Genomic DNA, 25,594 nt, shown 5'->3' on the forward strand with positions numbered 1-25,594 from the left:
TTCAGGGCGACTGTACCGCGCCCATGCGCGCCACGATGACCGCTGCGCGGCTGGCGACGTAGGCCGAGTTGGGCAGCTTCTCGAAATAGCGGGGGCGCGGCAGCATCACGGCCAGCCGCGCCGCTTCGCCGGGCGAGAGCCGCGCGGCGGGCTTGCCGTAGTAGCGCTGTGCGGCGGCCTCGGCGCCGAAGATGCCTTCGCCCCACTCCACGCTGTTGAGGTAGATCTCCAATATGCGCTGCTTGGAGAGCAAGGCTTCCAGCAGTTGCGCCAGCACCAGTTCTTGCGCCTTGCGCAGCAGGTTGCGCTCGCCCGACAGGAACAGGTTCTTGGCCAGTTGCTGGGTGATGGTGGAGCCGCCCATGATGCGCGGGGCGCGCAGCGTGGCGCCGGGGCGGGCCTGCTCGGCGCGGCGCGCGGCGCGCTCTTCGGCGCGGATGTTCTTGTGCCAGGCCTGCTGCATGGCTTCCCAGTCGACGCCGCCGTGGCTGGCAAAGCCGGCGTCTTCCGAGGCGATCACGGCCCGTTTGAGGTTGTCTGACAGTTGCGCATAGGGCACCCAGGCCTGCTGCCAGCGGCCTGCCCGGCCGTCGTGCACGGCGCGCCAGGCTTCCGAGCGCTGGAAGGCGGTGGATTGCGGGGCCAGCACGGCCATGGCCGCGATGCGCGCCACAAAGAACAGCTGCAGCAGCAGCGCCGCCAGGACGGCCAGCCCGAGCCAGCGGGCGGCCGCTTTCATACGAGTGGGCGCAGCTCGGCAAGGACCTCTGTCGAGGGCGGCTGCACGCCACGCCAGAAGCGGAAGGACTCGGCCGCCTGCTCCACCAGCATGCCCAGGCCGTCGCGCGCAACGGCGCCATGCTGCTGCGCCCAGTCAATAAAGGGCTGGGCCGCAGGGCCGTACATCATGTCCACGGCAAGCGTGCCGGGGCGCAGCACCTGCGCCGGTACCGGGATGCCGCCGCCACCCAGGCTGCTGGCGGTGGCGTTGACGACGATGTCGAAGGGTTCGGCCAGCGCGGCGGTCTCCAGGGCTTGCAGCGCCACGCCGGCATTGCGCGCCCAGGCGGCGTGGCGCGCCACCAGTTCCTGCGCACGCGCATGGGTGCGGTTGGCCAGCACCACGCGTGCGGGCCCGGCGCTGATCAGCGGGCCCAGCACGCCGGCTGCGGCGCCGCCCGCGCCCACCAGCAGCAGGCGCTGGCCGCGGATGGGCACGCCGGCGTTGCGCTCGATGTCGGCCACCAGGCCGGCGCCGTCGGTGTTGTCGGCGTGGATGCCGTCGGCGTCGAAGCGCAGGGTGTTGGCCGCGCCGGCCAGTTGGGCGCGCGCGCTCAGCTGCTGCGCCAGCGCGGCGGCCTCGAACTTGAAGGGCACGGTGACATTGCAGCCGCGCCCGCCTGCGGCCATGAAGGCGCGGATGCCGTCGGCAAAGCCGTCGAGCGGCACCAGTTGGCGGTCGTACTCAACGGCCTCGCCGGTCAGCGCGGCAAAGCGCGCGTGGATCCAGGGCGAGCGGCTGTGGGCCACGGGGTTGCCGATCACGCAGTAGCGGTCGCGGGCGATAGGGGAATCAACGGACATTGGTTTCGAGGGTGGCGTCGCGGGTGAACTTGAAGCGCGAGACCACGGCGATCTGGTCGGCCTTGGCGCGCATGGCGGTGTCGAACGCGCCGAACGGGCCGGCGCTGCGCGCGATGGCTTCTGCGCGGCGGTCGAGCAGGGCGCTGCCCGAGCCCTGCACCACTTCGGTGGACAACACCGAGCCGTCGTGGTTGACGGTGATGACCATGGTCAGCTCGCCATAGAGCTTCTTGCCGCCGGCCTCGGGGAAATGGGTGGTGCCGCGGTCTTCCACCCGGCGCCGCAGGTGGTCGTAGTAGACGGCGTAGACGGCCTCGCGCGTGGCAGGGCTGACGTAGCGCTTGCGCGGGCGGGCGTTTTCTTCGTTGATGCGGCGCTCTATCTCGGCCAGCAGCTTGACGAGTTGGCGCCGGCGCTCTTCCTGCGCCTGGCGCTCGGGCGAGTCGGATGCGCGGCGCGGGTCGGGCAGCGGCAGCGAGGCGATCTGCTGGCGGATCTGCGCCAGCAGCTGCATCTGCTGCTCTTGCATGGTGTCGACCTGGCGCTGCGTTTCTTCGAAGCTCTCGCCCATGCTGGTGAAGGCCGAGTACGGCAGCGGCGAGGTGGCGCGGCCTGCCGCCGCTTCACCGCCGCCGGCCAGCGATGCCTGGGCGATGGCCTGGGCCTTCTCGGGCGCTTCGTTGGAGCGGGCGTTGACCAGCACCACCTCCAGCGGCGTGTCCTGGAACACGCGGTTGAAGGCCTCCGGGTCGACAAAGCGCACCGTCAGCAGCGCCGCGTGCGCGGCCACCGAGATGCCGAGCGCGATTTTCAGCGGGGACAGCGAGGCGAACAGGGCGCGAAGGTTCACGGCAGGCTAGGGCAGAAGTCCTCAGGAAGCCGTGGCGGATGGCGCCTCGGCCTCGTTGACATCGACCGCGATGGCCAGCGGGCCGGCCACGGTGTCGTCTTCGTCCTCGCCGCTTTCGTCACCGGCATCCGGTGTGGCGACTTCGGCGTCCAGCCGCTCGACCACGGTGCCGTGCACGTCGAGCGCAATGGCATCGACCTCGCCCAGGCGCACCCGCACGCGGGCGCCGCGCGGCAGGTTCTGCGCGCCAAACACCGGCAGCATCAGCGGCAGGCCGTCGGCGCGCACCAGCACGCCGCCGCCGGGCAGGTTGTCCTTGACCACGGCGCCTTCGATCTCGGTGATGCCGTTCTGCTCCAGGTACTTCAGCGTCCAGAAGCGCTCCATGCCGCCTTGGTGCGCGTTGTAGGCCGCATAGGCGGCGTCGAAGCCGGAGATGATCGAGAACAGCTCGGCGTCCTTGGGCTTGAAGGGCGCGGCCAGCGCGGCGGTGCGGCCGTGGCGCGTGGCGGCAATGATCTGCCACTGGTTCACCAGGTCGGTGTAGCGGCGTAGCGGCGAGGTGCTCCAGGCGTAGCTCTTCACGCCAATGCCGGCATGCGGCAGCGCCTTGGTGCCCATGCGCACCTTGACGCCGGGCGCCAGGCTGGCCTGGCTGCGGTAGATGCCGGGCACGCCCAGCTCGCCCAGCCAACTGCCCCAGGTGCTGTTGGCCAGGATCATGGCCTCGGCCACGATCAGATCCAGCGGCGCGCCACGGCGGCGCGTGGTGATCTGCACCTGCTCGGTACCAAGCGGCTCGTCGCCCTCGGCGCCGATCAGGCGGAAGTTGTAGTCCGGGCGGTTGAAGTTCTCGGGCTTGCCGCGCACCACTTCGCGCCGGGCCTTGAGCTCATTTGCCAGGCGGAATAAAAATGATAGCGTGTCCCCCGCGCCGGGTAAGGGCTGGAGCGGGTTTTGGCTTCTAAAGTCGGCGTCGGTCAGCCATTGCTCGGTAATGATGTCGTCGAGCTGGTCATGGCGCAGGTTGGCGGCGATGGGTACGCGCTCGATCTTGGTCTCGCTGGCGCGGATCTCCAGCGTGGCCTCGTCCAGCGTCACGTACAGCGACACCGCCGGCCGGGCCTGGCCCGCGCCCAGCGTGTAGCTTTGCACCACGTCGTCGGGCAGCATGGTGATCTTGTGGCCCGGCATGTAGACGGTAGACAGCCGGTGGCGCGCCACCTGGTCGATGGCGTCGCCCGGCGCCAGCACCAGCCCCGGCGCGGCAATGTGGATGCCGACCGTGACGGTGCCCGTGCCCAGGCCTTGCACCGACAGCGCATCGTCGATTTCAGTGGTTTGCGAATCGTCGATGGAGAAGGCCTGCACGCCTTCGGCCAGCGGCAGGTCCTCGGCAATCGCCGGTGCCGTGAGCGCGGGGAAGCCCGTGCCCTTGGGGAAGTTCTCGAACAGGAAGCGCTTCCAGTGGAACTGGTAGGCCGAGTCGATGGCACCGGCCTTGCGCAGCAGCTCCAGCGGCGCGGTCTGGGTGGCGCGCGAGGCGTCCACCACGGCCTTGTACTCGGGCGCGTTCTTGTCGGGCTTGAACAGGATCTTGTAGAGCTGCTCGCGGATCGGCTGCGGGCATTCGCCCTGGCCCAGCGCGGTGGCCCAGTCGGCGATCTGCTGCTGCAGCAGCTTCTTCTTCTCGATGGCGGCCAGCGCCTGCTGGATGATCTCGGCCGGCGCCTTGCGGAAGCGGCCCTTGCCGGCCCGGCGGAAGTAGTGCGGCGCCTCGAACAGGCGCACCAGCATGGCGGCCTGCTGGCCCAGCGTGGCGTTGGCGCTGAAATAGTCGCGTGCCAGCTCGGCAAAGCCAAACTCTTCGTCCGGGGCGAATTCCCAGGCCATCTCCAGCTCGATCTCGGCCGCGCCGGCCTGCGCCTCAGCCAGCATGGCCGCGGGCTGGGGCTTTTCGAACTTCAACAGGATGTTGGCGGACTTGACCTTGACCCGCTTGCCGGAATCAAGCTCTACCTGCGCCGAGGACTCGGCTTCGGACAACACACGGCCGGCGAGGAATTTCCCGGCTTCTTCGAACAATGCATACATGGGGCGGGATTCTCCCATCCCGGCGGCAGTGCTTGCCGAGATCGGTGTTTGAGACATCCGGGCTTGCTTGCTTTGCGGGCAGCGGGCGCCGGGAGTTCGCCCCGGCGGGCGAGCAACTTTCTTTCGCGTCGCCTTTGTTGGCGTTTTAAGGCTGTAGCCCTTGCTGCGCAATGGCTAATAGCTATTAATTATGTAGCGAGCCGAATGCCTGGCGCGCTGCATCCACCGTGGCGGCAATGTCCTCGGCGCTGTGCGCGGCGCTGACAAAGCCGGCCTCGTACAGCGCCGGCGCGATGTACACGCCGCGCTCCAGCAGCCCGTGGAACAACTGGTTGAAGCGCGCGCCGTCGGTCTTCATCACCTCGCCGTAGTTCTGCGGCAGGCCCTCCAGCAGGAAGAAGCCGAACATGCCGCCCTCGCAGTCGCTGCTGAAGGGCACGCCCGCTGCGGCGGCCGCGCCGTTCAGGCCATCGACCAGCGAGCGGGTGCGCGCCGACAGCGCCTCGAAGAAGCCGGGCTTGCTGATCTCTTTCAGCGTGGCCAGCCCGCAGGCCGTGGCCACCGGGTTGCCCGACAGCGTGCCGGCCTGGTAGACCGGGCCCAGCGGCGCCAGGTGCTCCATGATGGCGCGCGAGGCGCCAAAGGCCGCCAGCGGCATGCCGCCGCCGATCACCTTGCCCAGCACCGTGATGTCGGGGCGGATGCCCAGCAGGCCCTGTGCGCTGCCCAGGCCCACGCGCAGGCCGGTCATCACCTCGTCGAATATCAGCAGCGCGCCGTGCTGGCTGCACAGGTCGCGTGCCGCTTGCGCAAAGGCCTGCGAGGCGCGCACGAAGTTCATGTTGCCGGCGATCGGCTCGATGATGATGCAGGCGATGTCGGCGCCGTGCTCGGCAAACGCGGCCTCCAGTGCGGCGACGTTGTTGTACTCCAGCACCAGCGTGTGCTGCACCACCTCGGGCGGCACGCCGGCCGAGGTCGGGTGGCCGAAGGTCGCCAGGCCCGAGCCGGCCTTGACCAGCAGGGCGTCGGCGTGGCCGTGGTAGCAGCCCTCGAACTTGATGATGGTCTTGCGGCCGGTGGCGCCGCGCGCGAGGCGGATCGCGCTCATGCCGGCTTCGGTGCCGGAGCTGACCAGACGCACCATCTCGATGGAGGGCACCAGGCGGATGATTTCCTCGGCCAGTTCCACCTCGCGCTCGGTCGGCGCGCCAAAAGAGAAGCCGTCGCGCGCCGCCTTTTGCACCGCCTCCAGCACCGCCGGATGGCCGTGGCCCAGGATCATCGGGCCCCAGGAGCCGATGTAGTCGATGAAGCGCTGGCCGTTGGCGTCCCAGAAATAAGCGCCCTCGGCACGCCGCACAAAGCGCGGCGCACCGCCAACGGCGCGAAAGGCGCGCACCGGGGAGTTCACGCCGCCAGGGATGACGGCCTTGGCGCGCTCGAACAGCGGCAGGTTCAGATCGGTCACGGAAGTGTCGGAAGAAAGAAGGGAGTCAGTGCTGGGTGTCATGAGGGGGCATCACAAAGCCTTCGATGGAGCGCTTCTCCAGGTCGTCGGCATCGTCGGATTCTTCTTCGGTGTCGGGCTGGGCCCAGAACATGCGGTCGGGCAGCACATTGCCCATGCCGGGGCGAAAGCCCGCATCCAGGCTGCGGTCCAGGTAGTGCAGTGCTTCGGCGGTGGCTTCGGCCAGGTCGTTGCCATTGGCCAGCAGGGCGGCCAGCGCGGCCGACAGCGTGTCGCCGGCGCCGGAGAAGACGGCATCGAACAGCTCGAACTTGGCCGTGCTCAGCACCGCCTGCGGCGTGGCCAGCGCGTTTTCCACGAACTGCTCGGGCAGCGGAATGCCGGTTACCAGGGTGTAGGGCACGCCCATTTCGTTGGCGGCCTTGGCGATGTCGCGTGGGGTGGGGCTGCGCTGGTGCGTCCAGTCGGGCAGCAGCCAGCGCCACAGCGTGCTGTGGTTGCCCACCAGCACCGTGGTCTGCGGCAGCAGCAGCTCGCGGAAGGCGTCCAGGTAGGCCTCGATCTCGTCCTCGCGCCACCAGGACAGGTCGGGCATGTAGGCAATGACCGGCACTTCCTCGTAGTCGGCCGTGATCTCGGCCACGGCGCTGATGTTCTCTGGCGTGCCGAGGAAGCCCACCTTGACCACGTCGACCTCCATGTCTTCCAGTACCGCGCGCGCCTGCTCGGCCACGGCTTCTTCGTCGAGGGCGAAGTGCTCGAAGATGCGCGCGCTGTCGCGGGCATAGGCGCCGGTCGCCACGGTCAGGGCATGGCCGCCCACCGAGGCGATGGTCACCGCGTCGGCGCCCAGGCCGCCGGCGCCGCTCGGGTCGCTGGCGTTGAACACCATGACGCAGGCCGGGCTGTCATCCTCCGGCAGGTCGTCGTCATGGTCGGGGGCGTCGGCTTCGGGCAGGGTCATGAAGGGCAGTCGGATACAGTGGCAGGCGGCGCGAGGCCGTGCGGATATGCATTGTGCAACGCCCGCGCCAGGCCCTGTACCGTCTTGCCACAACGACAGTCGCCAGGGTCGAATCGATACAATCGTTGACACAATATTAGAAGCCCCCTTAAGCTGATGACTGACCCTAAAACTTGGATGTGCTTGATTTGCGGATGGATTTATGACGAATCCGCTGGCGTCCCCGAGGACGGCATTGCGCCCGGTACTCCGTGGGAACAGGTGCCTATGAACTGGACCTGCCCGGAATGCGGCGCACGCAAGGAAGACTTCGAGATGGTCCAGATTTGACAGTTGGAGCGGCCTCGCCGGGAAGCCGCCCGACCTGAGGACAACACAGGGAGCGGCACAAGTGAGCACCAGCACAACCAGCTGCAAGGTCTTGGTGGTGGACGACAGCAACACCATCCGGCGCAGCGCAGAGATATTCCTCAAGCAGGGCGGGCACGAGGTGCTGCTGGCCGACGACGGCTTTGACGCCCTCGCCAAGGTCAACGACTACCAGCCGCAGCTCATCTTCTGCGACATCCTCATGCCCAAGCTTGATGGCTACCAGACCTGCGCCATCATCAAACGCAATGCACGTTTTGCCGGCACGCCGGTCGTCATGCTGTCCTCCAAGGACGGCGTGTTCGACAAGGCGCGCGGCCGCATGGTGGGTTGCCAGGACTACCTGACCAAACCCTTTACCAAGGACCAACTGCTCGCAGCGGTCCAGCAATTCGGCGAAATCTCCCAAGGAACATCCTGATGCCCATCCAGAAGGTCTTGGTCGTGGACGATTCCAAGACCGAACTCGTTTTTCTCTCTGACCTGCTGCAGAAGCGCGGCATGCAGGTGCGCACCGCCGAGAACGCCGAAGAGGCGTTCCGCAGTCTGGCGCAAGACAAGCCCGACCTGATCCTGATGGACGTGGTCATGCCCGGCCAGAACGGTTTCCAGCTCACCCGCGCGATCAGCCGTGACCCGCTCTATGCAGACGTGCCCATCATCATGTGCACCAGCAAGAACCAGGAAACCGATCGGGTGTGGGGCCTGCGCCAGGGCGCGCGCGACTACATCACCAAACCGGTCGATCCAGTCGAGCTGCAGGCGAAGATCGCCGCCCTTGGCTGAAAGCTAGCCCACCATGGCCAATCGTCAGGCACTGCGGGAACTCCAAAGCCGGCTGGCCAGCCGCCTGCAGGCGGCGCAGAGCGAAGGTGCTTCGGTCGAATGGCTTGCGGTGGAGATCGGCGGCAAGCCCTTCCTGTTCCCGCTGGGCCAGGCGGGCGAGATCTTTCCCTGGACCACGGTCCAGTCCGTGCCCTATACCCAAGCCTGGTTCCTGGGGGTTGCGAACCTGCGCGGCGGCTTGTGCGGCGTGGTGGATCTGCTGCAGTTCGCCGCAGCCCGCTCCGCGCAGGCACTGTCCGGCACCGATGACACACCCCCGGCCACGGCGCCCAGGCGCATTGACGCGTTGAACGGCGAGGCCAGCCTGCTGGCGTTCAATGCGGCACTGGAAGTGCAGTGCGCGCTGGTGGTTGACCGGCTCGCGGGCTTGCGGGGCGGCGAGGCCTTCGTCTCGGTCCAGCCCCGTGCGGACGATGCGCCGGTATGGCTCGGCCCCGTCTACATCGATGCGCAGGGTGCGCACTGGCAGGAAATCGACCTGCAGGCGCTGGCCCAGCATCCTTTCTTTCTCAGCATCAGCAGCTGACTTTTTTTGCAGGGCCGCACCATGTCTGTTGCCGATCAAATCGGAAAACTCTTCACCCGCAAGTCCGCGTCGGACGAGTCGGACTCCACCATCCTGCCGACGATGGTGCTTCCCGAAGACGCGGAGCCTGCGCTGCCCGCCGGCGCTGCGCCTGAGGGCGCGGGCTTTCAGGAAAGCCGGCTGGCCGATGCGACGGGCTCGTTCAAGGACTCCGAGCAGGTGGCGCTGCCGGTGCTCGGCCGCGCCACCATCAACCGCCACCAGCGGGTGCTCTATACGCTGCTGATCGTGGCACTGCTGGTGCTGGCCGTGCTGGGTACCTTGTCCCTGAGCCAGGCCAACCGCACGGCGCAGCAGCTGGCCGCCACCGGGCAGGCGCTGATGCAGTCGCAGCGTCTGGCCAAATCGGTCACCCAGGCCATCATCGGCAGCCCGCAAGCCTTCCCGGACGTGGCCAACAGCGCCGACGTGCTGGCGCGTACCGGCCGTGCACTCGATGGCGGCGACCCGTCCATGCGCATTGACGAGTTGGCCGACAGCTACCGCGCCGAGCTGGGCCAGGTCAAGCCACTGATCGAGCGCGCCGAGCGCAATGCCAAGACCGTGCTCGGCCAGGAAAAAATCCTGACCCAGGTGGGCGCCGCGCTGCGCACCATCAACCTGCAGTCCTCCGACCTGCTGGAAATCGCCGAAACCATCTCGGCGCTCAAGCTCCAGCAAAACGCACCGGCCGGCGACATCTCTGCCTCTGGCCAACTGGTGATGCTGACGCAGCGTATCGGCAAGTCGGCCAACGAGTTCCAGACCTCTGAAGGCGTGAGCCCCGAGGCGGTGTTCCTGTTGGGCAAGGACTTGAATTCCTTCCGCGAGATTTCGCAAGGCCTGCTGGACGGCAGCGCCGAACTGCGGCTGACCGCTGCGCGCGATCCGCAGGTGCGCGAGCAACTGCAGGCACTGCAGGCGCTGTACGAAAAAACCCGCGTCGAGGCCGGCGCCATCCTGGGCAATCTGCAGGGCCTGGTGTCCGCGCGTGAAGCCCAGACCGCCATCATTGCCGACAGCGAACCGCTGCGGCGCGGCCTGGAAGCGCTGCAGTCGCGCCTGTCACAGGATGCGGGCGTGGGCCTCAGCACCTTGCTGGCCATGATTGCCGCCGCACTGGTGATGCTGGCCGCGGGCTTCGGTCTGGCGCGGGTGCTGCTGCTGGACAGCCGTGCACGCCAGACCGCTGCCGAGCGGCAGCGCTACGAAGCCGAGTCGCAGCAGCGCGAAGCCGAGCATGCGCAGCAGGAATCCAAGCGCGTCAACGACGCCAACCAGGCGGCCATTCTGCGGCTCATGAACGAGCTGCAGTCCGTTGCTGAAGGTGACCTGACGCAGGAAGCCACCGTGACCGAGGACATCACCGGCGCCATTGCCGACTCGGTCAACTACACGGTGGAAGAACTGCGCCTGCTGGTGGGCAACGTGCAGAACACGGCGACGCGGGTGGCGCAGACCACGGCGCTGGTGGACAGCACCTCGACCGAACTGCTGGCAGCCTCGACCGAGCAACTGCGCGAGATCCGCGAAACCGGCCGCTCGGTGCTGGACATGGCCTCGCGCATCAATGACGTGTCCTCGCAGGCGCAGGAATCCGCTGCGGTGGCGCGTTTGTCGCTGGAAGCTGCGGACTCCGGCCTGCAGGCGGTGCAGAACGCCATCGGCGGTATGAACTCCATCCGCGACCAGATCCAGGACACCTCCAAGCGCATCAAGCGCCTGGGCGAATCCTCGCAAGAGATCGGTGAAATCACCGAGCTGATCTCCGACATTACCGAGCAGACCAACGTGCTGGCACTTAATGCCGCCATCCAGGCCGCCTCCGCCGGTGAAGCCGGCCGCGGCTTCTCGGTGGTGGCAGAAGAAGTGCAGCGCCTGGCTGAGCGTTCGGCCGACGCCACGCGCCAGATCTCGACGCTGGTGAAGGCGATTCAGACCGACACCCAGGATGCCGTGGCCGCCATGGAGCGCTCGACCCAGGGTGTGGTCGAAGGGGCGCGCCTGTCCGACAGCGCCGGTACCGCGCTGACCGAGATCGACCGCGTGTCGCGCCGACTGGCCGAGCTGATCGAGCAGATCTCCTCGTCCACCTCGCGTGAAGCCGAACTCGCCAACGGCGTGGCCGACAGCATCCAGCACATCTTCGCCGTGACCGAGCAGACCGGCGAAGGCACCCGCACCACGGCCCAGCAGGTGCGCGAACTGTCGCGCATGGCTGAAGAGCTGCGCGAGTCGGTGTCCCGCTTCAAGATCGCCTGAGGCCTGCTCCTTCCCCTTTCGCCACCGCGAACGCCGCCATGCAATTTCCAGACGCCGCCGAGCCGGCCCTCCACGAACGCGACCTGGGCCCGCTGGCCTGGGTGGTTGCCGAGCTGCAGCGCGGCATCGAGGGAGCGGTCAAGTCGCTGCGGCGCTTCGTGCGCGAAGCCGAGGCGGCCGGCCCGCCTGATCTTGAGCTGCTGGACACGGCGCCCTTGCGCGCCGCGCGCCAGCAGTTGCACCAGGTGTCCGGTGCGCTGGAGATGGTCGGCATGGAGCCCACGGCCGTGCTGGTGCGCGCCATGGAGGCCGCAGTACAGAAATTCCTGCAGCGCCCGGCGCTGTGCGATGAGCCGGCCGTGGCAACGCTCGAGCGTGCGGGTTTCGCTTTGGGCGAATACCTGGATGCGGTGCTGGCCGGCAAGACCTATTCCGCAGTTGGTCTGTTTCCGCAGTACCGCGATGTGCAGGCCCTGGCCGGCGCAGAGCGCACGCACCCGGCCGACCTCTGGCCCGCCGAGCGCCGCCCGGTCAGGCCGCAGGTGGTGGGCACGCCGCGGCTGCAGCCTTATGGCCCCGCTGCGCGTGCGCAGTTGGACCAGGCTGTGCTCAAGGTCGTCAAGACCGGCGACGCCGACGCCGCGCGCAAGCTCTGCGAACTGAGCCAGGGCTTTGCCGCCGCGCAGGAAGAGGGCGCCGCCCAATCGTTCTGGCGCGTCTGCGCTGGCTTCTTCGAGGCCCAGGCGCTGGGCCTGCTGCCGCGCGACCTGCATGCCAAGCGCGTGGCCTCGCGGGTGCTGATGCAGTACGCCGCTTTCGTCCGGGGCGATGCCGCGCCCAGCGAGCGCCTGCTGCAGGACATGCTGTTCTTCTGCGCCCAGGCGCGCCCGCTGCAGGCAGAGGCCGCGCCCGCGCTGTCGGCCGTGCACAGCGCCTACGGCATGCACTCCGCCGAGCCGATCGACTATGAAGTGCGCCGCTTCGGCCGTTTCGATCCGGTGCTGCTGGCACAGGCGCGCAAGCGCATCGCCGCCGCCGCCGAGACCTGGTCGGCGCTGGCCGGCGGTGACCGGCACAAGCTGAAAGCGGCGGCCGACCAGTTCAATCTGGTGGCTGACTCGCTGCGCCGCCTGCATCCGCAGAGCGCGCCGTTGGCCCAGGCGCTGACCCAGGCGCTGGATGCCACCGTGCGCACCGGCGAGCCGCCCGCGACCGCGCTGGCGATGGAAGTCGCCACCTCCATTCTTTACCTGCAAGCCGCCTACGAAGAGCTGGATACGCCTGATGGCGCCATGGCCGAGCGCGCAAGCCTGCTGGCCAGCCGGCTCGACCGGGCACGCGGCGCCACGGCGCCCGAGCCACTCGACGGCTGGATGGAAGACCTCTACCGCCGTGTGAGCGATCGCCAGACCATGGGCAGCGTGGTGGAAGAGCTGCGCACCACCTTGCGCGAGGCCGAGCAATCGCTGGACCAATTCTTTCGCGCGCCGCAGGACGCCTCGCCACTGGCCGCCGTGCCTGGCCACCTGGCGCAGATGCGTGGCGTGCTGTCGGTGCTGGGGCTGGACCAGGCATCGCAGGCCGTACTGCGCATGCGCGACAGCGTCGAGCGCCTGCTGGTGGGCGAGCCCACCGACCCGGTGGCGCGCAATGCCGTCTTTGACCGGCTTGGCAACAGCCTGGGCGCGCTCAGCTTCCTGATCGACATGCTGGGCTACCAGCCCACCTTGGCGCGCCGCCTGTTCGTCTATGACGAAGAGCGTGGCGAGCTGCGCATCGTCATGGGCCGCGGCCGTGTCCGGGCCCACGATGTGCCCGAGGTGGCCAGTGCCGTTGCCGGTGCGCGCCAGGAGCCGCCGCTGCCGGTGATCGTGCCGGCCGAGCCCGCGCCTCCCGCCGAGCCGATGCCGCCACTGCCGGCTGTCTCTGTGCCGGCAGCCGTGGCCAAACCGCTCGCGCATGCGGGCGACGGCGAAGACGACGACCTGGAATTGCGCGAGATCTTTCTGGACGAAGCGCGCGAAGTCCTGGGCAACGGCCGCGCCAGCGTGGCCGCGCTGGATGCCCAGCCTGATGCGCTGAGCGAGCAGACCACCCTGCGCCGCGCCTTCCATACCTTGAAGGGCAGCGCCCGCATGGTGCAGCTGGACCGCTTCGGCGAGGCCGCCTGGGCCATGGAGCAGCTCTGCAACGCCTGGCTGGCCGAGCAGCAGCCCATGCCCGAGAGCCACCGCCGCCTGGCCGACGAGGCGCTGGTCGCCCTGGCGCGCTGGGTCGAGGACATTGCCGACAACCAGGACGAAGCCTGGGACCCGGCGCCCTTCCGCGCCTCTGCCGACGCCTTGCGCCTGGGGGCTGCGCCCGTGCCGCTGGCCGTGGCCGCGCCGCCTGCGGCATCGCATGAAGCCGATCCGGTCCACGTTGACTTCGAGCCGACACGCGCCTTCGACGACGAGGCTGTGCCCCAGGCGACCCCTGAGGCGACGCCTGCCGGGCTGCTTGCCGAAGACCCGATCGAGCTGGAGATCCCGCTGCCGGGTGCCGGCCTGGCCGACGATGTGCCGGCACCGGTCCCCGCCGCAGAGGAACTGGCATTCGAGCTGCGGCTGGAGCCAGAGCCCGCAGCACCGGCGTCCGAGCCTGACGCGGTGCTGCCAGAAGAGCCCCTGCCCACGCAGGACCTGCAGATCGAAGAGGTGGACTTCTCCGAGTTCGCCGCGGCCCTCTCCGAAGCGGACACGGCCCAGGATGCGACGCCGGCCGAACCTGCAGCCCTGCTGGACGATGTCGACGCACCGGCGCCAGAACCGCTCGCCACGGCAGAAGCTGCGGAGGTGCCAGCGGCGCTTGACGCGCAGCCGGCCGAGGATTGGTCGCTGGCCAGCGACGAGTTCCAGCTCGACTTCCCCGGCACGCCGCACAAAGCGGCCGAGCCACCGGCCGCCATCGAGCCGGAAGAAGCCGTTGGCGTGGAGCACGACGATGCTGGCCTGGCGCCGGCCGCGGACGACGTCAAGGCCATTGGCGCGCTGCGCATCCCGATCCCGCTCTACAACGTCTACCTCAACGAAGCCGACGAATGGTCGCGCCGCCTGGTGACCGAGCTGACCGAATGGTCGCTGGAGCTGCACCGGCGTCTGTCGGATGTGCCCGTCGGGCTCGCGCACTCGCTCGCGGGCAGCTCGGGCACGGTGGGCTTCACGGCCTTGTCCGGCATGGCACGCCTGCTGGAGCAGGCGCTGCAGCATGTGCAACTGCATGGCGGCGGCACGGTCCACCAGGCCGGCGTTTTCGTCGATACGGCGGAAGACATCCGGCACCTGCTGCACCAGTTCGCTGCCGGTTTCCTGAAAGAGCCCACGCCACGCCTGCTGCGCGCGCTGCAGGCCATCATCGACAGCGACGACGTTGCCGCCGTGCCTTCGGCTGCCAGCTTCTTGCGCGCGTCGGAGGACGAGGCGGCGGCTGCGCCTGCGCACGACGAGGCGCTGGCACACGTCCCGGCGGCCGAGTCCATCGATTTCTCCGAAGTGTTCCCGGCCGACGATCCGGCGCCAGCCGAAACGGTGCAGCCGGCCGCAACCGAAACCTCGGATGCCGCCGAGCGCCGCATCGACGACGCCATCGCCCGCGCCGTGGGCGCCGGTGCCACGCTGGACGATGACATCGACGTGCTCGATGCGGTCGACGCTGATCTGTTCCCGATCTTCGAGGAAGAAGCGCAGGAGCTGCTGCCCGCGCTGGGCAGCGCGCTGCGCCAGTGGGCCGCGCGCCCCGACAACGGCACCGCGCGCGGCGAGGTGCTGCGCGCGCTGCACACCCTCAAGGGCAGCGCCCGGCTGGCCGGCGCCATGCGCCTGGGCGAGCTGGCGCACCGCTTCGAGACCGCCATCGACGACCTGGGCTCGGAAACCCTGGCGTCGGTGCAGATCGAGCCCTTGTTCGCCTATGCCGATGCGCTGCGCAGCGAGTTCGACAAGCTGCGCGCCGCAGACGAGGCACCGGCTGCCGTCGCGGCCCCGATCGAGCCTGTGGCGGCGGATGCGCCCGCGGTATTGCCTGCGGCGAATAGCGCTGCAGCACGCGGCGTGGCCGTGCCGGTGCGCACGCCGCTGATCAGCGCCGCGCGCGGCAGCGCCGGCCCATCGGTGCGGGTGCGTTCGCAACTGCTGGACCGCCTGGTGAACCAGGCCGGCGAGGTCATGATCAGCCGCTCGCGCCTGGAGGCACGCCTGGGCCAGATGCAGGGCTCGCTGGGTGAACTTACCGGCAACCTGGACCGCCTGCGGCGCCAGTTGCGCGACATCGAGGTGCAGGCCGAGTCGCAGATGCAGTCGCGCCTGGCGCAGGCCAAGGACAGTGCAGCCGGCTTCGACCCGCTGGAATTCGACCGCTTCACCCGCGTGCAGGAACTGACCCGCATGATGGCCGAGTCGGTGGACGACGTGGCGACGGTGCAGCGCAACCTGCACCGCGCCATGCAGGGCACGGAAGACGAGCTGGTGGCCCAGGGCCGCCAGGCGCGCGAGCTGCAGCGTGACCTGCTGCGCACGCGCATGGTCGAGTTCGAAGGCATTGCCGACCGGCTCTACGCCGTGGCGCGCCAGGCGGCCAAGGAAACCGGCAAGCCGATCACGCTGGACATCACCGGCGGCGCGGTCGAGATGGACCGTGGCGTGCTGGAACGCCTGGCGCCGGCCTTCGAGCACCTGCTGCGCAATGCCGTGGTGCACGGTATCGAAAACGCCGCCACGCGCGCTGCCGCTGGCAAGCCCGCCACCGGCACCATCGCCATCCGGCTGCACCAGGAAGGCAATGACGTGGCGGTGGAATTCCGCGACGACGGCGCTGGCCTGGACTACGAGCGCATCCGTGCCAAGGCGCGTGCGCTGGGCCTGATCGGCGAGGGCGACGCGCCCAGCGACAGCGATACCGCCCATTTCATTTTTGCGCCGGGCTTCTCTACCGCGACCCAGGTGACCGAGCTGGCGGGCCGCGGCATCGGCATGGACGTGGTGCGCTCTGAAGTGCAGGCCGCTGGCGGCCGCATCGAGACCCACTCGCAGACCGGCCAGGGCACGCGCTTCCGGCTGATCCTGCCGCTCACCACCGCCGTGACCCAGGTGGTGATGCTGCGCGCCGGCCATCTGGCCTTTGCCGTGCCGGCCACGGTGGTGGAGATCGTGCGCCGCGCCACGGTGGGCGATCTGGAGCAGGCCTATGCCAGCGGCACCTTCAACCACGACATGGATGAGGTGCCCTTCTTCTGGACCGGCGCCTTGCTGCAAGCCTCCGCGCGCAGCCAGGAGCCGCCGACGCGCACGCGCCCGGTGGTGATCTTCCGCAGCGCGCAGCAGCGCATTGCGCTGCACGTGGACGAAGTGCTGGGCCAGCAGGAAGTGGTGGTGAAGAACCTGGGGCCGCAACTGGCGCGCCTGCCGGGCTTGTCGGGCATGTCGGTGCTGCCTTCGGGCGCCGTGGTGCTGATCTACAACCCAGTGGCCCTGGCCAACGTGCACGGCGAGCGCATCCGCGCCCAGCAGGCGGCACAGGCCGAGGCCGGCAGCGGCACGGCAGCGGCTGCGGGTGGCATCGACCCAGGCTCGCCGCTGGCCGACGTGGACCCGGGCGTGCCGCTGGTGCTGGTGGTGGATGACTCCATCACCGTGCGCCGCGTCACCCAGCGCCTGCTGCGCCGCGAAGGCTACCGCGTGGCGCTGGCGGCGGACGGCCTGCAGGCGCTGGAGCGCTTGCAGGAAGAGCGGCCGGCGCTGGTGCTGTCGGACATCGAAATGCCGCGCATGGATGGCTTCGACCTGGTGCGCAACATCCGCGCTGATGCCGCGCTGCACGACCTGCCGGTGGTGATGATTACCTCGCGCATTGCGGCCAAGCACCGCGAGCATGCGCTGTCGCTGGGCGCCAACCACTACCTGGGCAAGCCTTATCCGGAAGAGGAACTGCTGGGGCTGGTGCGGCGCTATGCGCTGGCCGGGGCTGCCGTGCCGGCGCTGGAAGCGGACGGCGCTTAAAAAAGCCTGATTAGCTACCTATCGCAGACTAAACCCGTTCGCCCTGAGCTTGTCGAAGGGCCACTCCAAGGCGCGCCCTGGCTTCGACAGGCTCAGCCCGAACGGATGGAGAGAGCAATCTGAGGCAGGTACCTAATCAGGTAAAAAAGATAGCTAAAAGCCCAGGCTGCACCTGGGGAAATGGCACTTTTCACCAAAAAAATGCCCTAGGTAAATCCCGGCCAGTGCCGCCGTTCTTATTGCAGAAACGACTCCACCTTGGCCGGAATATCCGGCGCCTGCCACTGGTAGCCGGGGCTCAGCACGTTGTGCTGCGGCTGGTCGCCGCTCCAGCGCAGGTGCAGCAGATCGGCCAGGGTCCAGGCGGCCCAGTCGGCGCGGAAGGGGCGCTGGGCCAGCTCCGCCGGCCAGGCTTGCTGCGGCGTGCTGCGCCATAGCAGGGCCGGGATGCGGTAGCCAGAGGCGGTCTGCGGGCTGTGGCCGGCGCGGTCGCTGCCGTGGGCGACTTCCTGGCCGTGGTCGGACAGGTACATCCAGGCGCGGTAGCCGTCTGCCGGGGCCTGGCTGCGTGTCAGCTGCAGGGTCTCGGCCACCACGGCGTCGTGGTAGAGCATGGCGGCGTCGTAGTCGTGGCGCATCTGCCGTAGCCAGGCCGGGCGGCCTTGCCGCTGCATGCCGCTTTCGACCGCGTCCACGGCGTCGTCAAACGGGTTGGCGTCGGCCGGAAAGCGCATGTTGTAGTGCGGGTGGGTGCCCATCAGGTGCACCACGACCAGCTTGCGCGGGCTGGTGTCGGCGAGCGCTTCTTGCAGGCAGTCGAGCACCTCGCTGTCGAGCGAGGTGCTCGACCTGCCCGGCGTGCGGTTGCTGAACTCGACCACGTCGGCCAGGCGCGCATGCATCTGCTCGATGCCGACATCGTCATGGTTGGTGATCCACCAGACCTTGTAGCCGGCGGCGCGCGCCAGGGCGATGGCGTGCTGCGGCTGGGCGCTGTCGGGCTGGCCGAAGCGGAACAGGTTGCGCAGGGCGGGCAGGGTGCTGGCGTCGCGCGACCAGGCGTTGCGCAGCACCAGCAGCTCGTCTGGCAATTGCCGCTGCTGCGCCTGCAGTTGCGGCGTGGTCGGGCGGCCGTAGCCGTAGAGCGACATGTTGTCGCGGTTGACGCTGTCGGAGATGACCAGCACCACGGTGGATGGGCCTGCGATATCCACGCTGGGCGCGGCGTCGCGGGCCTGCTGCAGGGTGCGCTCGCGTGCCTGTTGCTGGTCGGCCCAGCCGATGCGCACCATGTCGACCTTGGCGTCCCAATCCATCCAGTAGGCGATGGGGTGCAGGCGGCGCCAGGGCTTGCTGGCATAGGCCGCGAGGCTGAGCAGTGCCAGTGCAACGCAGCCGAGCACGACCATGCCGCGCAGCCAGCGCGGCATGCGCGCGGGCGCACTGCGGCGTCCTCTGCCGACGCAGAAGGCCAGCAGCGCGCCGACACTGATCAGCAGGACTCCCTGGAGCAGCAAGGGGCGCCAGTACATGGACAGGTATTCGGCGCTTTCGCGGGCGTTGGTGTTGGCGGTGGCGCCCAGCACCATGGAGCTGTCGGGCGCGGCCTGGTAGACGTCCAGCAGGTAGGACCGCGCCAGGCCGTCGGCCACGAAGACCATGGCCCAGCACCAGACCAGCACCGCGCGCAGGCGGTGCGGCCCGGGGCGCTGCACCGGCCAGAACAGCCAGGCCAGCCCGGGTGCGGCCAGGGCGGCCAGCTGCAGCACGCGGCGGTCTTCGTGGCCGAGCGCGATCAGCGCCAGCGTGAGCGCTGCGGCCAGCCACGGGGCGAGCCCACTGCGGGATGGCAGGAACGAGGTGCGGGAATGGGCGGGCAGGGGCATGGGGCGGCAGTAGCGGGGCGGGCGCATTCTGCCTGGGCGGCGGTGCGCATGGCGGCGTGCCAGTCTTGCGGTGCAATGATTGCTATGTAAAAAATAGCTATGAGCCGGCGTATATCCTGAACTTCAGATGCTTTTTTTATTGATATGCAGTTTGCACCTGGGCACATAGCTATCTATTTGATAGTTGTGCGCTGGCGGCACCACTGTTTTGCAACAGTTTGTTGGTGTGCCTGTGGGTAAGTCGGCCGTAAGACGGGCCGGCGGACGATGCCGGCCTGTCTAACTTTGTCTGGAATGGCCATGGCCCGTGTATCTCTTCGCCGCCCTGCGGCACTCGTCCTGCTGCTGGGGGCGGGCACCGCTTCTTCCTGGGTGGTGGCACAAGAGGCGGCGCCTTCTGCCGCCGCACCGGGGGCCTCCAGCTGGGGGCTGGGCGGCGCCGTCATCTCGACGCAGCGGCCCTACCGTGGCGTTGAGGGCAAGACGCGCGTGTTGCCGCTGGTCACCTACGACGGGCCGCGCCTGCGGGTGTCCGGGACCACGGTGGACTGGAAGCTGGCGACGGCCGAGCCCTACGAGTTCACGCTGCGCGCGCGCTATTCGCTGCTGGAGGGCTATGACGCATCGGATTCGCCAGCGCTTGCCGGCATGGCCGAGCGCAAGGCGCCGCTGTGGCTGGGCGGCACCGCCGCCTGGCGCGTGGGCGGCACCCGGGCGTCGATCGAGCTGCTGGCCGATGCCACCGCCAGCAAGGGCGTGGAGGCCCGCGTGGGTGTGGAGCACGCGTTCCAGTTCGGGCGCTTCCAGATCGTGCCGCGCGTGGCCTCTGTCTGGCACGACCGCAAGTACGTCGACTACTTCTACGGCGTGAACGCATCCGAGGCGGCCTTCAACCGGCCGGCCTACGACGGCCGCGCCACCGTCAATATGGAGCTGGGCGTGCGCGCCGCCTACGCCCTGGCGCCGCGCCAGACGCTGCTGCTGAACGTGGGCGTGACGACGCTCGGCAAGGGCATCAAGGACAGCCCGCTGGTGGACCGGCGCAACCTGAGCATGGTGCAGGTGGGATATCTTTACCGCTTCTGAACCGCGAAAGGGCAAGTGGGCATGAACCGCGTCGCGCTGGTCGAAGACCACGGCCGCCTGGGCGCGCTGATCGGCAAGGCCTTGTCCGGAGCGGGGATCGAGGTCGATACCTTCTCGCACATCGATGCCGCCTGGCATGCGCTGCTGGGCGCGGGCTATGCCGCGGCCATCGTCGACCGTGGCCTGCCGGACGGTGACGGCCTGGACCTGGTGCGGCGCCTGCGCGGCGCCGGCCAGCGCATTCCCTGCCTGATGCTGACCGCGCGCGACGCCCTGCATGACCGCGTGGCCGGCCTGGAGGCGGGTGCCGACGACTACCTGCCCAAGCCCTTCGCCATGGAAGAAATGGTGGCGCGCGTGCGCGCCCTGATGCGCCGCCCGCCGGCGCTGCGCAGCCTGGCGCCGGAATACGCGGGCCTGCGGGTGCTGCCCGAGGGCGGCTGCATGGTGTACGGGGACGAAGCCATCACCCTGGCCAGCGCAGAGCTGCAGATCATGCTGAGCCTGGTGCGCGCGGCCGGGCAGACGGTGCGGCGCACGGCGCTGGAGCATGCGGCCTGGGGCCTGGATGAAGCCGTCACGCCCAATGCGCTGGACGTGGCGCTGCACCGCCTGCGCAAGAAGCTGCTGGCGATCGGCTCGCCGCTGCAGGTGGCCAATATCCGAGGGCATGGCTATGCGCTACGCCAGACCCCGCTTGCCGCGTAGCCTGGCGGCGCAATTGCTGCTGGTGTCGGTGGGCGCCGTGCTGCTGGTGTTGGCCCTGGTCGGCGGCGCGGTGGCCACAGCGCTGGCATTGCGGCCCAGCGGCATGATCCGCCAGGCGGCGCACGCGGACCGGATCGCGGAGGGACTGCGTTTTGACGCGGGCGGCCAGTTGGTGGCGGTGGAACTGCCCGATGAGCTCCAGTTTGTCTATGACGCACTGCCCAAGGACGCGAGCTTTCGCGTGCTCGATGCGGCAGGCGTGGTGCGGATAACGTCCCTGCCAGGCCCGGCACTGGAGGTGCTGGCGCACCAGCCCTTCGACCCCGCGCGGCAGGGGGCAACCACGGTGTCGGCCAACGGCATCACGCTGCGTGTGCAGATGGCGCCGGTGCAGCGTGAGGGGCGCTCCTATGTCGTCCAGTTTGCGCAAAGCGACCGATTGGTGAGCCTGTGGCGAGAAAGCGGCGGCATGATCGCCATCAAGGCCGCACTGGCGGCAAGCCTGCTGGCCTTGGTGGTGGTCAGCGCCGTGGTGGTGCTGGTGGTGTGGCGCATGCTCAAGCCGCTGCGCGACGTATCCGCGGTGGCGGCCGGCATTGCGCCCAGCAACCTGGCCCTGCGCCTGGATGCCGTGCACTTGCCATGCGAGCTGGTGCCGCTGATCGATGCCTTCAATCAGGCCCTGGCCCGGCTGGAGCGCGGCTACCGGGTGCAGCAGGAGTTTTTGGCGGCGGCGGCGCACGAGCTGAAGACGCCGCTATCGCTGATCCGGGCCGAGGTCGAGCTGGGCGGTGTGTCCGGGCGCGATGTATTGCTGCGCGACCTGGACTTCATGGCGCGCCAGATCCACCAGTTGCTGCACCTGGCCGAGGTCAGCGAATCGCACAACTACGTGCTGGAGCCGCTTGATGCGGCGCAAACCGTGGCCGATGCGCTGGACTACCTGGCGCGCCTGGTCGAGCGGCGCAACGTGCACGTCGAACTCGACCGGCCGGCGGCGCCGGTGCTGTTGCAGGCCGATGGCGGCGCGCTGTTCATCCTGGTGAAGAACCTGCTGGAGAACGCGCTGCACCACGCGCCGCCTGGTAGCACCGTGCAGCTGCGGGTCGATGCCGCCGGCATCGCGGTGCAGGACGCCGGCGCCGGCATCGCGGCAGAAGACCTGCCGCATTTGTTCACCCGCTTCTGGCGCGGCAAGGCGGCCAGCTACGAGGGCGCGGGCCTGGGTCTTGCCATCTGCCAGGAGATTGCGCAGGCCCACGGCTGGGGCCTGCGCGTGCGCGCTGCCCAGCCGCTACCGGGCACGGTGTTCCTGGTCGACTTTGGCGGATGAGGCCTGGCTGCTAGTGTCGCGTCAAGTGTGATGTGACGGGAGTGCGCGAAGCCATCGGCGTGCAGCGCAAGGCGTAGGCCGCAGCCCAGGCTGAAGCCTGGGCAAGGACTGCAACGCGGCGATGCGCGGTGAGGGCAAGTGCACGCCGGCAGATCATGCTTGACGCGACACTAGTACAGCAACCTGGAGATACCGGAACATGAAAGCGCGTCTGCGCACTCAGGGCGACGTTGAAAATCCTCGCCATGCAAGCACGTTCTTAGCCATTCATAATGCGCGCAAAGATGGCCTGGTGCAGCCATCTCGGCGTTGCCCACACCATGGCCACGGCTGCCTTGTTGTTGATGCCCGGAACGACGCTGATGCGACCCGCGTCCAGCGCACGGATGCCGGCCCGCACCACCGGTTCCGGCTTCATCATCAGAAGCTTCAGACCCCAAGTGATCTTCTGTTTCGCCGCCTGCGCGAAGCCGGTGTCTGACATGCCGGGGCACAGCGAGGTCACGGTCACCCCATCGCGCTTGAGCTCCCGGTGCAACGCATCGCCAAGACGCAGCACGTAGGCCTTGGCGGCGCCGTACACCGCCATGTTGTCGACGCCGAAGTAGGCCAACATGCTGGCGACGAGCAGTATCTTTCCGCGGCGCCGCCCGCGCATGTCCTCGCCGAAGAGCCGGGTCATCACGGTGAGGCTCGCGATGTCCAGTTGCAGCATGTCCAGGGCGCTCTGCATAGGCGTGTCGAGAAACGGGCCTTGCAAGCCATGGCCCGCGTTGTTGATCAGGATCTCGACCGCGATGCCGCGCGCGCGAAGGCTCGCGTGCAAGGCGGTGACGGCGGCCACATCGGACAGATCGACCTGCTCCACGATCACTTTGACGCCGTATTCCTTCTGCAGCGCCGCGGCGAGGGCTTGCAGCCGGTCGAGCCGGCGGGCGACCAGGATCAGCGGGTGGCCCTTCGCCGCGTACTGCCGTGCGAACTCTTCGCCAAAACCACTGGACGCCCCAGTGACGAGAACCCATGAATCGACGTTGGTAGCCATGATGTTTGTCCTTTTGAGATCGCAGTGAAGGCTGAAGGTGGCCGGCATCCTGTTTTTCAGGCAAGATTGAAGACCGATGGTCTGTAATTTAGCAGACTATCGGTCTTTTAGCAAATGAAACCTGCTCACCGCATGAATTCACCCGACTCGTACGTACGCGCCCGATCCGCCGAGCAGAAGGAAGAACGACGCCGCCACCTGCTAGCCACCGCGCGCGAAATACTGCGCCAGAACCCGGTGGCCCTGGATCTGGGAATCAACGAACTGGCGCGCCAAGCGCAGATGACCAAGTCGAACGTCTACCGGTATTTCGAAAGCAGCGAGGCCGTGTTGATGGACCTGCTCGTCGAAGAATATGCAGACTGGCATGCCGAGCTCGGCACGGGGTTGGCGCGCGGCGGCAAGGCGGGTGCCAGCTTCGAACACATGGCCCGCGTCTTTGCCTCGACAATTTCAGCCCGGCCATTGCTTTGCCGGCTGACCAGCATCCTGCCGTCCATCCTCGAGCGCAAGGTGTCGTTCGAAAGGATGGTCGAGTTCAAGGGCCAGTTGCTGGCTGTTCGGCAAGGAACAGCGCAGGCCTTCTCTGCCCGCATGCCCGATAAGCCGATGCAAGCCTTTGAACAGATGGTGAAGTACGCGTTCCCGCTCATCATCGGCCTCTGGCCGCTCAGCAACCCGGCAGGGATCGCCGCACAAGTGGTCGAGCTGCCCGAGTTGCAGAGCCTGCGATACGACTTCGAACGGGATCTCGAGCACGCCTTGGTGTCATTGATGCACGGCTCAGTGCGCAGCCAATAGCCCCGCTATTGGCAAGCGCCGCAATGCCGCAGACGGCTCGCAAAGACACTTGTGCGACCCCATAGAGATCGTAAACACGTTCTTAGAACCATCCTTTTCAAGGTCTTTGAGATATCCCTGCGCTGTGTGCCTTGCTGGCGGCGGGTGCCGGGAGTTCGCCCCGGCGGGCGAGTAACTTTCTTTCGCGTCGCCGAAAGAAAGTCACCAAAGAAAGGGCGACCCCACTGTGGCGGTCCGGCTTTGCCGGACTGCTCTGCGGTGCTCAGAGTCAGCAGGCGGCTGCGGAACTCGCTTCGCTCAAACAGTCCTCGCCGTCCCTTCGCTGCGCTACGGGCAACCTGCCGACTCTTCCGCTCCTCAACGCCACAGAGGGGACCCCGGGACTGCCACACGGGCCTTCGCTGCGCTCGGCCTTTGCATTACTCCCGCCCCCGCTGGGGGAGGGCTGGGGTGGGGGCCGGCTGTTGGGATGTTGGCTGCTCGGCTGCCTCCCGCCGTCAGCAAGACACCAGAACTACCGAACAGATCACAAAACCTTGAAAGGGATGGCTCTTACACCGAGTGCGCACTCTTTACTGCGCCTTCATGCGGCGGCGTCAACAGGCCGCTGCGGCAGCCGTTGTGAGGGTTCCTGTTCTGTGGAGATCTCCATGTCCCTTCAATCTGCTGCCGGCCGCTGGGGTGGCCGTGTCGTTCCGGTGCTGCTGTTGAGCGGCGCCGCCTTGCTGTCCGGCTGCGTGGTCGCACCGCCAGCGCGTGTCGTGGAGACCGGCCCGGTGGTCTACGCGCCGGTCGAGCCGCCGGCGCCGCAGGTTGAGGTCATAGGCATGGCGCCTTCGCCGCTGCATGTCTGGATCGGCGGCAGCTGGTTCTGGGAAGGGGGCCGCTATGCCTGGCGCCCCGGGCGCTGGGCGACGCCGCCGCGGCCGGGCTATGCCTGGGTGCCGCACCGCTGGGAGCGCGGCCCGGGCGGGTGGCGTTTTCATGAAGGGCACTGGGGCGGCCCCCGTTACTGATGCCTCAGCGCGGCCGCCACATGTGAAACAGCGCTTCGGGCGTGATCTCGAAGTAGTCCGCCGGCCCGCCGCCGCGCAGGATGGGGCGGGCCGCGGCGGTGTCGTAGATGCCGTCTTTCAGCAGCGCGCGATCAATGTGCACGGCCACCACCTCGCCCAGCACCAGCCAGGTCGGCACCTTGGCGCCGTCCGCGCCCTGCAGTTGCAAGAGCTGCGTCAGCCGGCACTCGAAAGACACCGGGCTGGCGGCCACGCGCGGCGGCGCGATCAGGCGTGAGGGCGCGGCCTCCAGGCCGGCCAGCTCGAACTCGTTCACCTCTGGCGACACGGCGGCGCAACTGGCGTTCATGGCCTCGGCCAGCGGCCGCGTGGCCAGGTTCCAGGTGAATTCGCCGGTGGCCTCGATGTTGCGCACGCTGTCTTTCCAGCCGATGCTGGCAAAGCCGACGATGGGCGGCGTGTAGTTGAAGGCGTTGAAGAAGCTGTAGGGCGCCAGATTGCGCTGGCCCTGGGCGTCCTGCGTGGACACCCAACCGATCGGGCGTGGCCCGACGATGGCGTTGAATGGGTCATGCGGCAGGCCGTGGCCGTGGCGGGGTTCGTAGTAGTGGATGTCGGGCATGGGCAAAGGCTACTGCAAAGCGGCTGACTCGTTTGTGTAACGGTGGCGTGGTGTGCTCAA

The 25,594-nt window shown here is 68.3% G+C and carries 20 protein-coding genes; 11 read left to right on the forward strand and 9 right to left on the reverse strand.

From position 1 onward, the window contains the following. Position 1 precedes the first annotated feature (1 nt). The 6 genes from mtgA to AAFF27_05050 all read right to left on the reverse strand — a co-directional run bounded on the left by mtgA (position 2) and on the right by AAFF27_05050 (position 6,963). Positions 2 to 739, reverse strand: coding sequence for a monofunctional biosynthetic peptidoglycan transglycosylase (gene mtgA / locus AAFF27_05025; GenBank protein ID XAH24558.1), 738 nt, complete (start codon positions 737 to 739; stop codon positions 2 to 4). Continuing rightward, the gene (gene aroE / locus AAFF27_05030) at positions 736 to 1,584 is read right to left on the reverse strand and encodes a shikimate dehydrogenase (protein ID XAH24559.1); all 849 of its coding nucleotides are present in this window, start codon (positions 1,582 to 1,584) and stop codon (positions 736 to 738) included. Before aroE ends, mtgA begins: the two co-directional genes overlap by 4 nt. Next, the gene (locus AAFF27_05035) at positions 1,574 to 2,434 is read right to left on the reverse strand and encodes a TonB family protein (GenBank protein XAH24560.1); all 861 of its coding nucleotides are present in this window, start codon (positions 2,432 to 2,434) and stop codon (positions 1,574 to 1,576) included. Before AAFF27_05035 ends, aroE begins: the two co-directional genes overlap by 11 nt. A gap of 21 nt (positions 2,435 to 2,455) precedes the next feature. Continuing rightward, positions 2,456 to 4,528 (reverse strand): RNB domain-containing ribonuclease, encoded by a 2,073-nt coding sequence (locus AAFF27_05040; GenBank protein XAH24561.1) that lies wholly within the window; start codon positions 4,526 to 4,528, stop codon positions 2,456 to 2,458. A gap of 184 nt (positions 4,529 to 4,712) precedes the next feature. Then, positions 4,713 to 5,999: a glutamate-1-semialdehyde 2,1-aminomutase gene (gene hemL, locus AAFF27_05045; protein XAH24562.1), complete on the reverse strand. Its 1,287-nt coding sequence runs from the start codon at positions 5,997 to 5,999 to the stop codon at positions 4,713 to 4,715. A gap of 25 nt (positions 6,000 to 6,024) precedes the next feature. After that, positions 6,025 to 6,963 carry a bifunctional hydroxymethylpyrimidine kinase/phosphomethylpyrimidine kinase gene (locus AAFF27_05050; protein ID XAH24563.1) on the reverse strand — a complete coding sequence of 313 codons (939 nt, stop codon included), beginning with the start codon at positions 6,961 to 6,963 and terminating at the stop codon, positions 6,025 to 6,027. 156 nt (positions 6,964 to 7,119) lie between these two features. On the opposite strand from AAFF27_05050, the gene AAFF27_05055 reads away from it, so the two are divergent. The 6 genes from AAFF27_05055 to AAFF27_05080 all read left to right on the forward strand — a co-directional run bounded on the left by AAFF27_05055 (position 7,120) and on the right by AAFF27_05080 (position 17,037). Next, positions 7,120 to 7,293, forward strand: coding sequence for a rubredoxin (locus AAFF27_05055; GenBank protein XAH24564.1), 174 nt, complete (start codon positions 7,120 to 7,122; stop codon positions 7,291 to 7,293). 61 nt (positions 7,294 to 7,354) lie between these two features. Then, on the forward strand, positions 7,355 to 7,753 hold the full coding sequence (locus AAFF27_05060) for a response regulator (protein ID XAH24565.1): 399 nt from the start codon (positions 7,355 to 7,357) through the stop codon (positions 7,751 to 7,753). Next, on the forward strand, positions 7,753 to 8,118 hold the full coding sequence (locus AAFF27_05065) for a response regulator (protein ID XAH24566.1): 366 nt from the start codon (positions 7,753 to 7,755) through the stop codon (positions 8,116 to 8,118). The genes AAFF27_05060 and AAFF27_05065 overlap by 1 nt, the downstream gene beginning before the upstream one ends. A 13-nt stretch (positions 8,119 to 8,131) precedes the next feature. Next, entirely contained in the window at positions 8,132 to 8,704 is a 573-nt protein-coding gene (locus AAFF27_05070; protein XAH24567.1) for a chemotaxis protein CheW, read from the forward strand. A gap of 21 nt (positions 8,705 to 8,725) precedes the next feature. Beyond that, entirely contained in the window at positions 8,726 to 11,005 is a 2,280-nt protein-coding gene (locus tag AAFF27_05075) for a methyl-accepting chemotaxis protein (protein ID XAH24568.1), read from the forward strand. A 38-nt stretch (positions 11,006 to 11,043) separates the two neighbouring features. Continuing rightward, positions 11,044 to 17,037, forward strand: coding sequence for an Hpt domain-containing protein (locus tag AAFF27_05080; protein ID XAH24569.1), 5,994 nt, complete (start codon positions 11,044 to 11,046; stop codon positions 17,035 to 17,037). Positions 17,038 to 17,273: 236 nt separating this feature from the next. On the opposite strand, the gene AAFF27_05085 is transcribed toward AAFF27_05080, so the two are convergent. Beyond that, positions 17,274 to 18,923, reverse strand: a complete 1,650-nt coding sequence (locus AAFF27_05085) for a phosphoethanolamine transferase (GenBank protein XAH24570.1) — start codon at positions 18,921 to 18,923, stop codon at positions 17,274 to 17,276. 300 nt (positions 18,924 to 19,223) lie between these two features. On the opposite strand from AAFF27_05085, the gene AAFF27_05090 reads away from it, so the two are divergent. From AAFF27_05090 to AAFF27_05100, 3 genes are read left to right on the forward strand one after another with little or no spacing between them, the layout of a single operon-like run. Continuing rightward, positions 19,224 to 20,009: a MipA/OmpV family protein gene (locus tag AAFF27_05090; protein XAH24571.1), complete on the forward strand. Its 786-nt coding sequence runs from the start codon at positions 19,224 to 19,226 to the stop codon at positions 20,007 to 20,009. Between the two features lie 21 nt (positions 20,010 to 20,030). After that, a complete protein-coding gene (locus AAFF27_05095; protein ID XAH24572.1) occupies positions 20,031 to 20,717 on the forward strand; it encodes a response regulator transcription factor in 687 nt (228 codons plus the stop codon). Further along, positions 20,707 to 22,050: an ATP-binding protein gene (locus tag AAFF27_05100; protein XAH24573.1), complete on the forward strand. Its 1,344-nt coding sequence runs from the start codon at positions 20,707 to 20,709 to the stop codon at positions 22,048 to 22,050. The genes AAFF27_05095 and AAFF27_05100 overlap by 11 nt, the downstream gene beginning before the upstream one ends. 259 nt (positions 22,051 to 22,309) lie before the next feature. Here the strand turns inward: AAFF27_05100 and AAFF27_05105 are convergent, their stop codons facing one another. Beyond that, the gene (locus AAFF27_05105; protein ID XAH24574.1) at positions 22,310 to 23,095 is read right to left on the reverse strand and encodes an SDR family oxidoreductase; all 786 of its coding nucleotides are present in this window, start codon (positions 23,093 to 23,095) and stop codon (positions 22,310 to 22,312) included. A 132-nt stretch (positions 23,096 to 23,227) separates the two neighbouring features. Between AAFF27_05105 and AAFF27_05110 the strand changes: the two genes are divergently transcribed. Together AAFF27_05110 and AAFF27_05115 are read left to right on the forward strand one after the other, a co-directional pair. Continuing rightward, positions 23,228 to 23,896: a TetR/AcrR family transcriptional regulator gene (locus AAFF27_05110; GenBank protein ID XAH24575.1), complete on the forward strand. Its 669-nt coding sequence runs from the start codon at positions 23,228 to 23,230 to the stop codon at positions 23,894 to 23,896. 650 nt (positions 23,897 to 24,546) lie between these two features. Beyond that, positions 24,547 to 24,912: a hypothetical protein gene (locus tag AAFF27_05115; GenBank protein XAH24576.1), complete on the forward strand. Its 366-nt coding sequence runs from the start codon at positions 24,547 to 24,549 to the stop codon at positions 24,910 to 24,912. A 4-nt stretch (positions 24,913 to 24,916) separates the two neighbouring features. Here AAFF27_05115 and AAFF27_05120 read toward each other — a convergent pair whose 3' ends face one another. Further along, a complete protein-coding gene (locus AAFF27_05120) occupies positions 24,917 to 25,534 on the reverse strand; it encodes a flavin reductase family protein (protein XAH24577.1) in 618 nt (205 codons plus the stop codon). Positions 25,535 to 25,594 lie beyond the last annotated feature (60 nt).

This window comes from Xylophilus sp. GW821-FHT01B05, from assembly GCA_038961845.1.
Taxonomy (GTDB): Bacteria; Pseudomonadota; Gammaproteobacteria; order Burkholderiales; family Burkholderiaceae_C; genus Xylophilus.

Bases quoted from the DNA above. Each gene is read 5' to 3' on its own strand.
- mtgA (XAH24558.1), bottom strand. From the start codon at position 739: ATGAAAGCGGCCGCCCGCTGGCTCGGGCTGGCCGTCCTGGCGGCGCTG.
- aroE (XAH24559.1), bottom strand. From the start codon at position 1,584: ATGTCCGTTGATTCCCCTATCGCCCGCGACCGCTACTGCGTGATCGGC.
- AAFF27_05040 (XAH24561.1), bottom strand. From the start codon at position 4,528: ATGTATGCATTGTTCGAAGAAGCCGGGAAATTCCTCGCCGGCCGTGTG.
- AAFF27_05050 (XAH24563.1), bottom strand. From the start codon at position 6,963: ATGACCCTGCCCGAAGCCGACGCCCCCGACCATGACGACGACCTGCCG.
- AAFF27_05055 (XAH24564.1), top strand. From the start codon at position 7,120: ATGACTGACCCTAAAACTTGGATGTGCTTGATTTGCGGATGGATTTAT.
- AAFF27_05065 (XAH24566.1), top strand. From the start codon at position 7,753: ATGCCCATCCAGAAGGTCTTGGTCGTGGACGATTCCAAGACCGAACTC.
- AAFF27_05070 (XAH24567.1), top strand. From the start codon at position 8,132: ATGGCCAATCGTCAGGCACTGCGGGAACTCCAAAGCCGGCTGGCCAGC.
- AAFF27_05075 (XAH24568.1), top strand. From the start codon at position 8,726: ATGTCTGTTGCCGATCAAATCGGAAAACTCTTCACCCGCAAGTCCGCG.
- AAFF27_05080 (XAH24569.1), top strand. From the start codon at position 11,044: ATGCAATTTCCAGACGCCGCCGAGCCGGCCCTCCACGAACGCGACCTG.
- AAFF27_05085 (XAH24570.1), bottom strand. From the start codon at position 18,923: ATGCCCCTGCCCGCCCATTCCCGCACCTCGTTCCTGCCATCCCGCAGT.
- AAFF27_05090 (XAH24571.1), top strand. From the start codon at position 19,224: ATGGCCCGTGTATCTCTTCGCCGCCCTGCGGCACTCGTCCTGCTGCTG.
- AAFF27_05095 (XAH24572.1), top strand. From the start codon at position 20,031: ATGAACCGCGTCGCGCTGGTCGAAGACCACGGCCGCCTGGGCGCGCTG.
- AAFF27_05105 (XAH24574.1), bottom strand. From the start codon at position 23,095: ATGGCTACCAACGTCGATTCATGGGTTCTCGTCACTGGGGCGTCCAGT.
- AAFF27_05110 (XAH24575.1), top strand. From the start codon at position 23,228: ATGAATTCACCCGACTCGTACGTACGCGCCCGATCCGCCGAGCAGAAG.
- AAFF27_05115 (XAH24576.1), top strand. From the start codon at position 24,547: ATGTCCCTTCAATCTGCTGCCGGCCGCTGGGGTGGCCGTGTCGTTCCG.
- AAFF27_05120 (XAH24577.1), bottom strand. From the start codon at position 25,534: ATGCCCGACATCCACTACTACGAACCCCGCCACGGCCACGGCCTGCCG.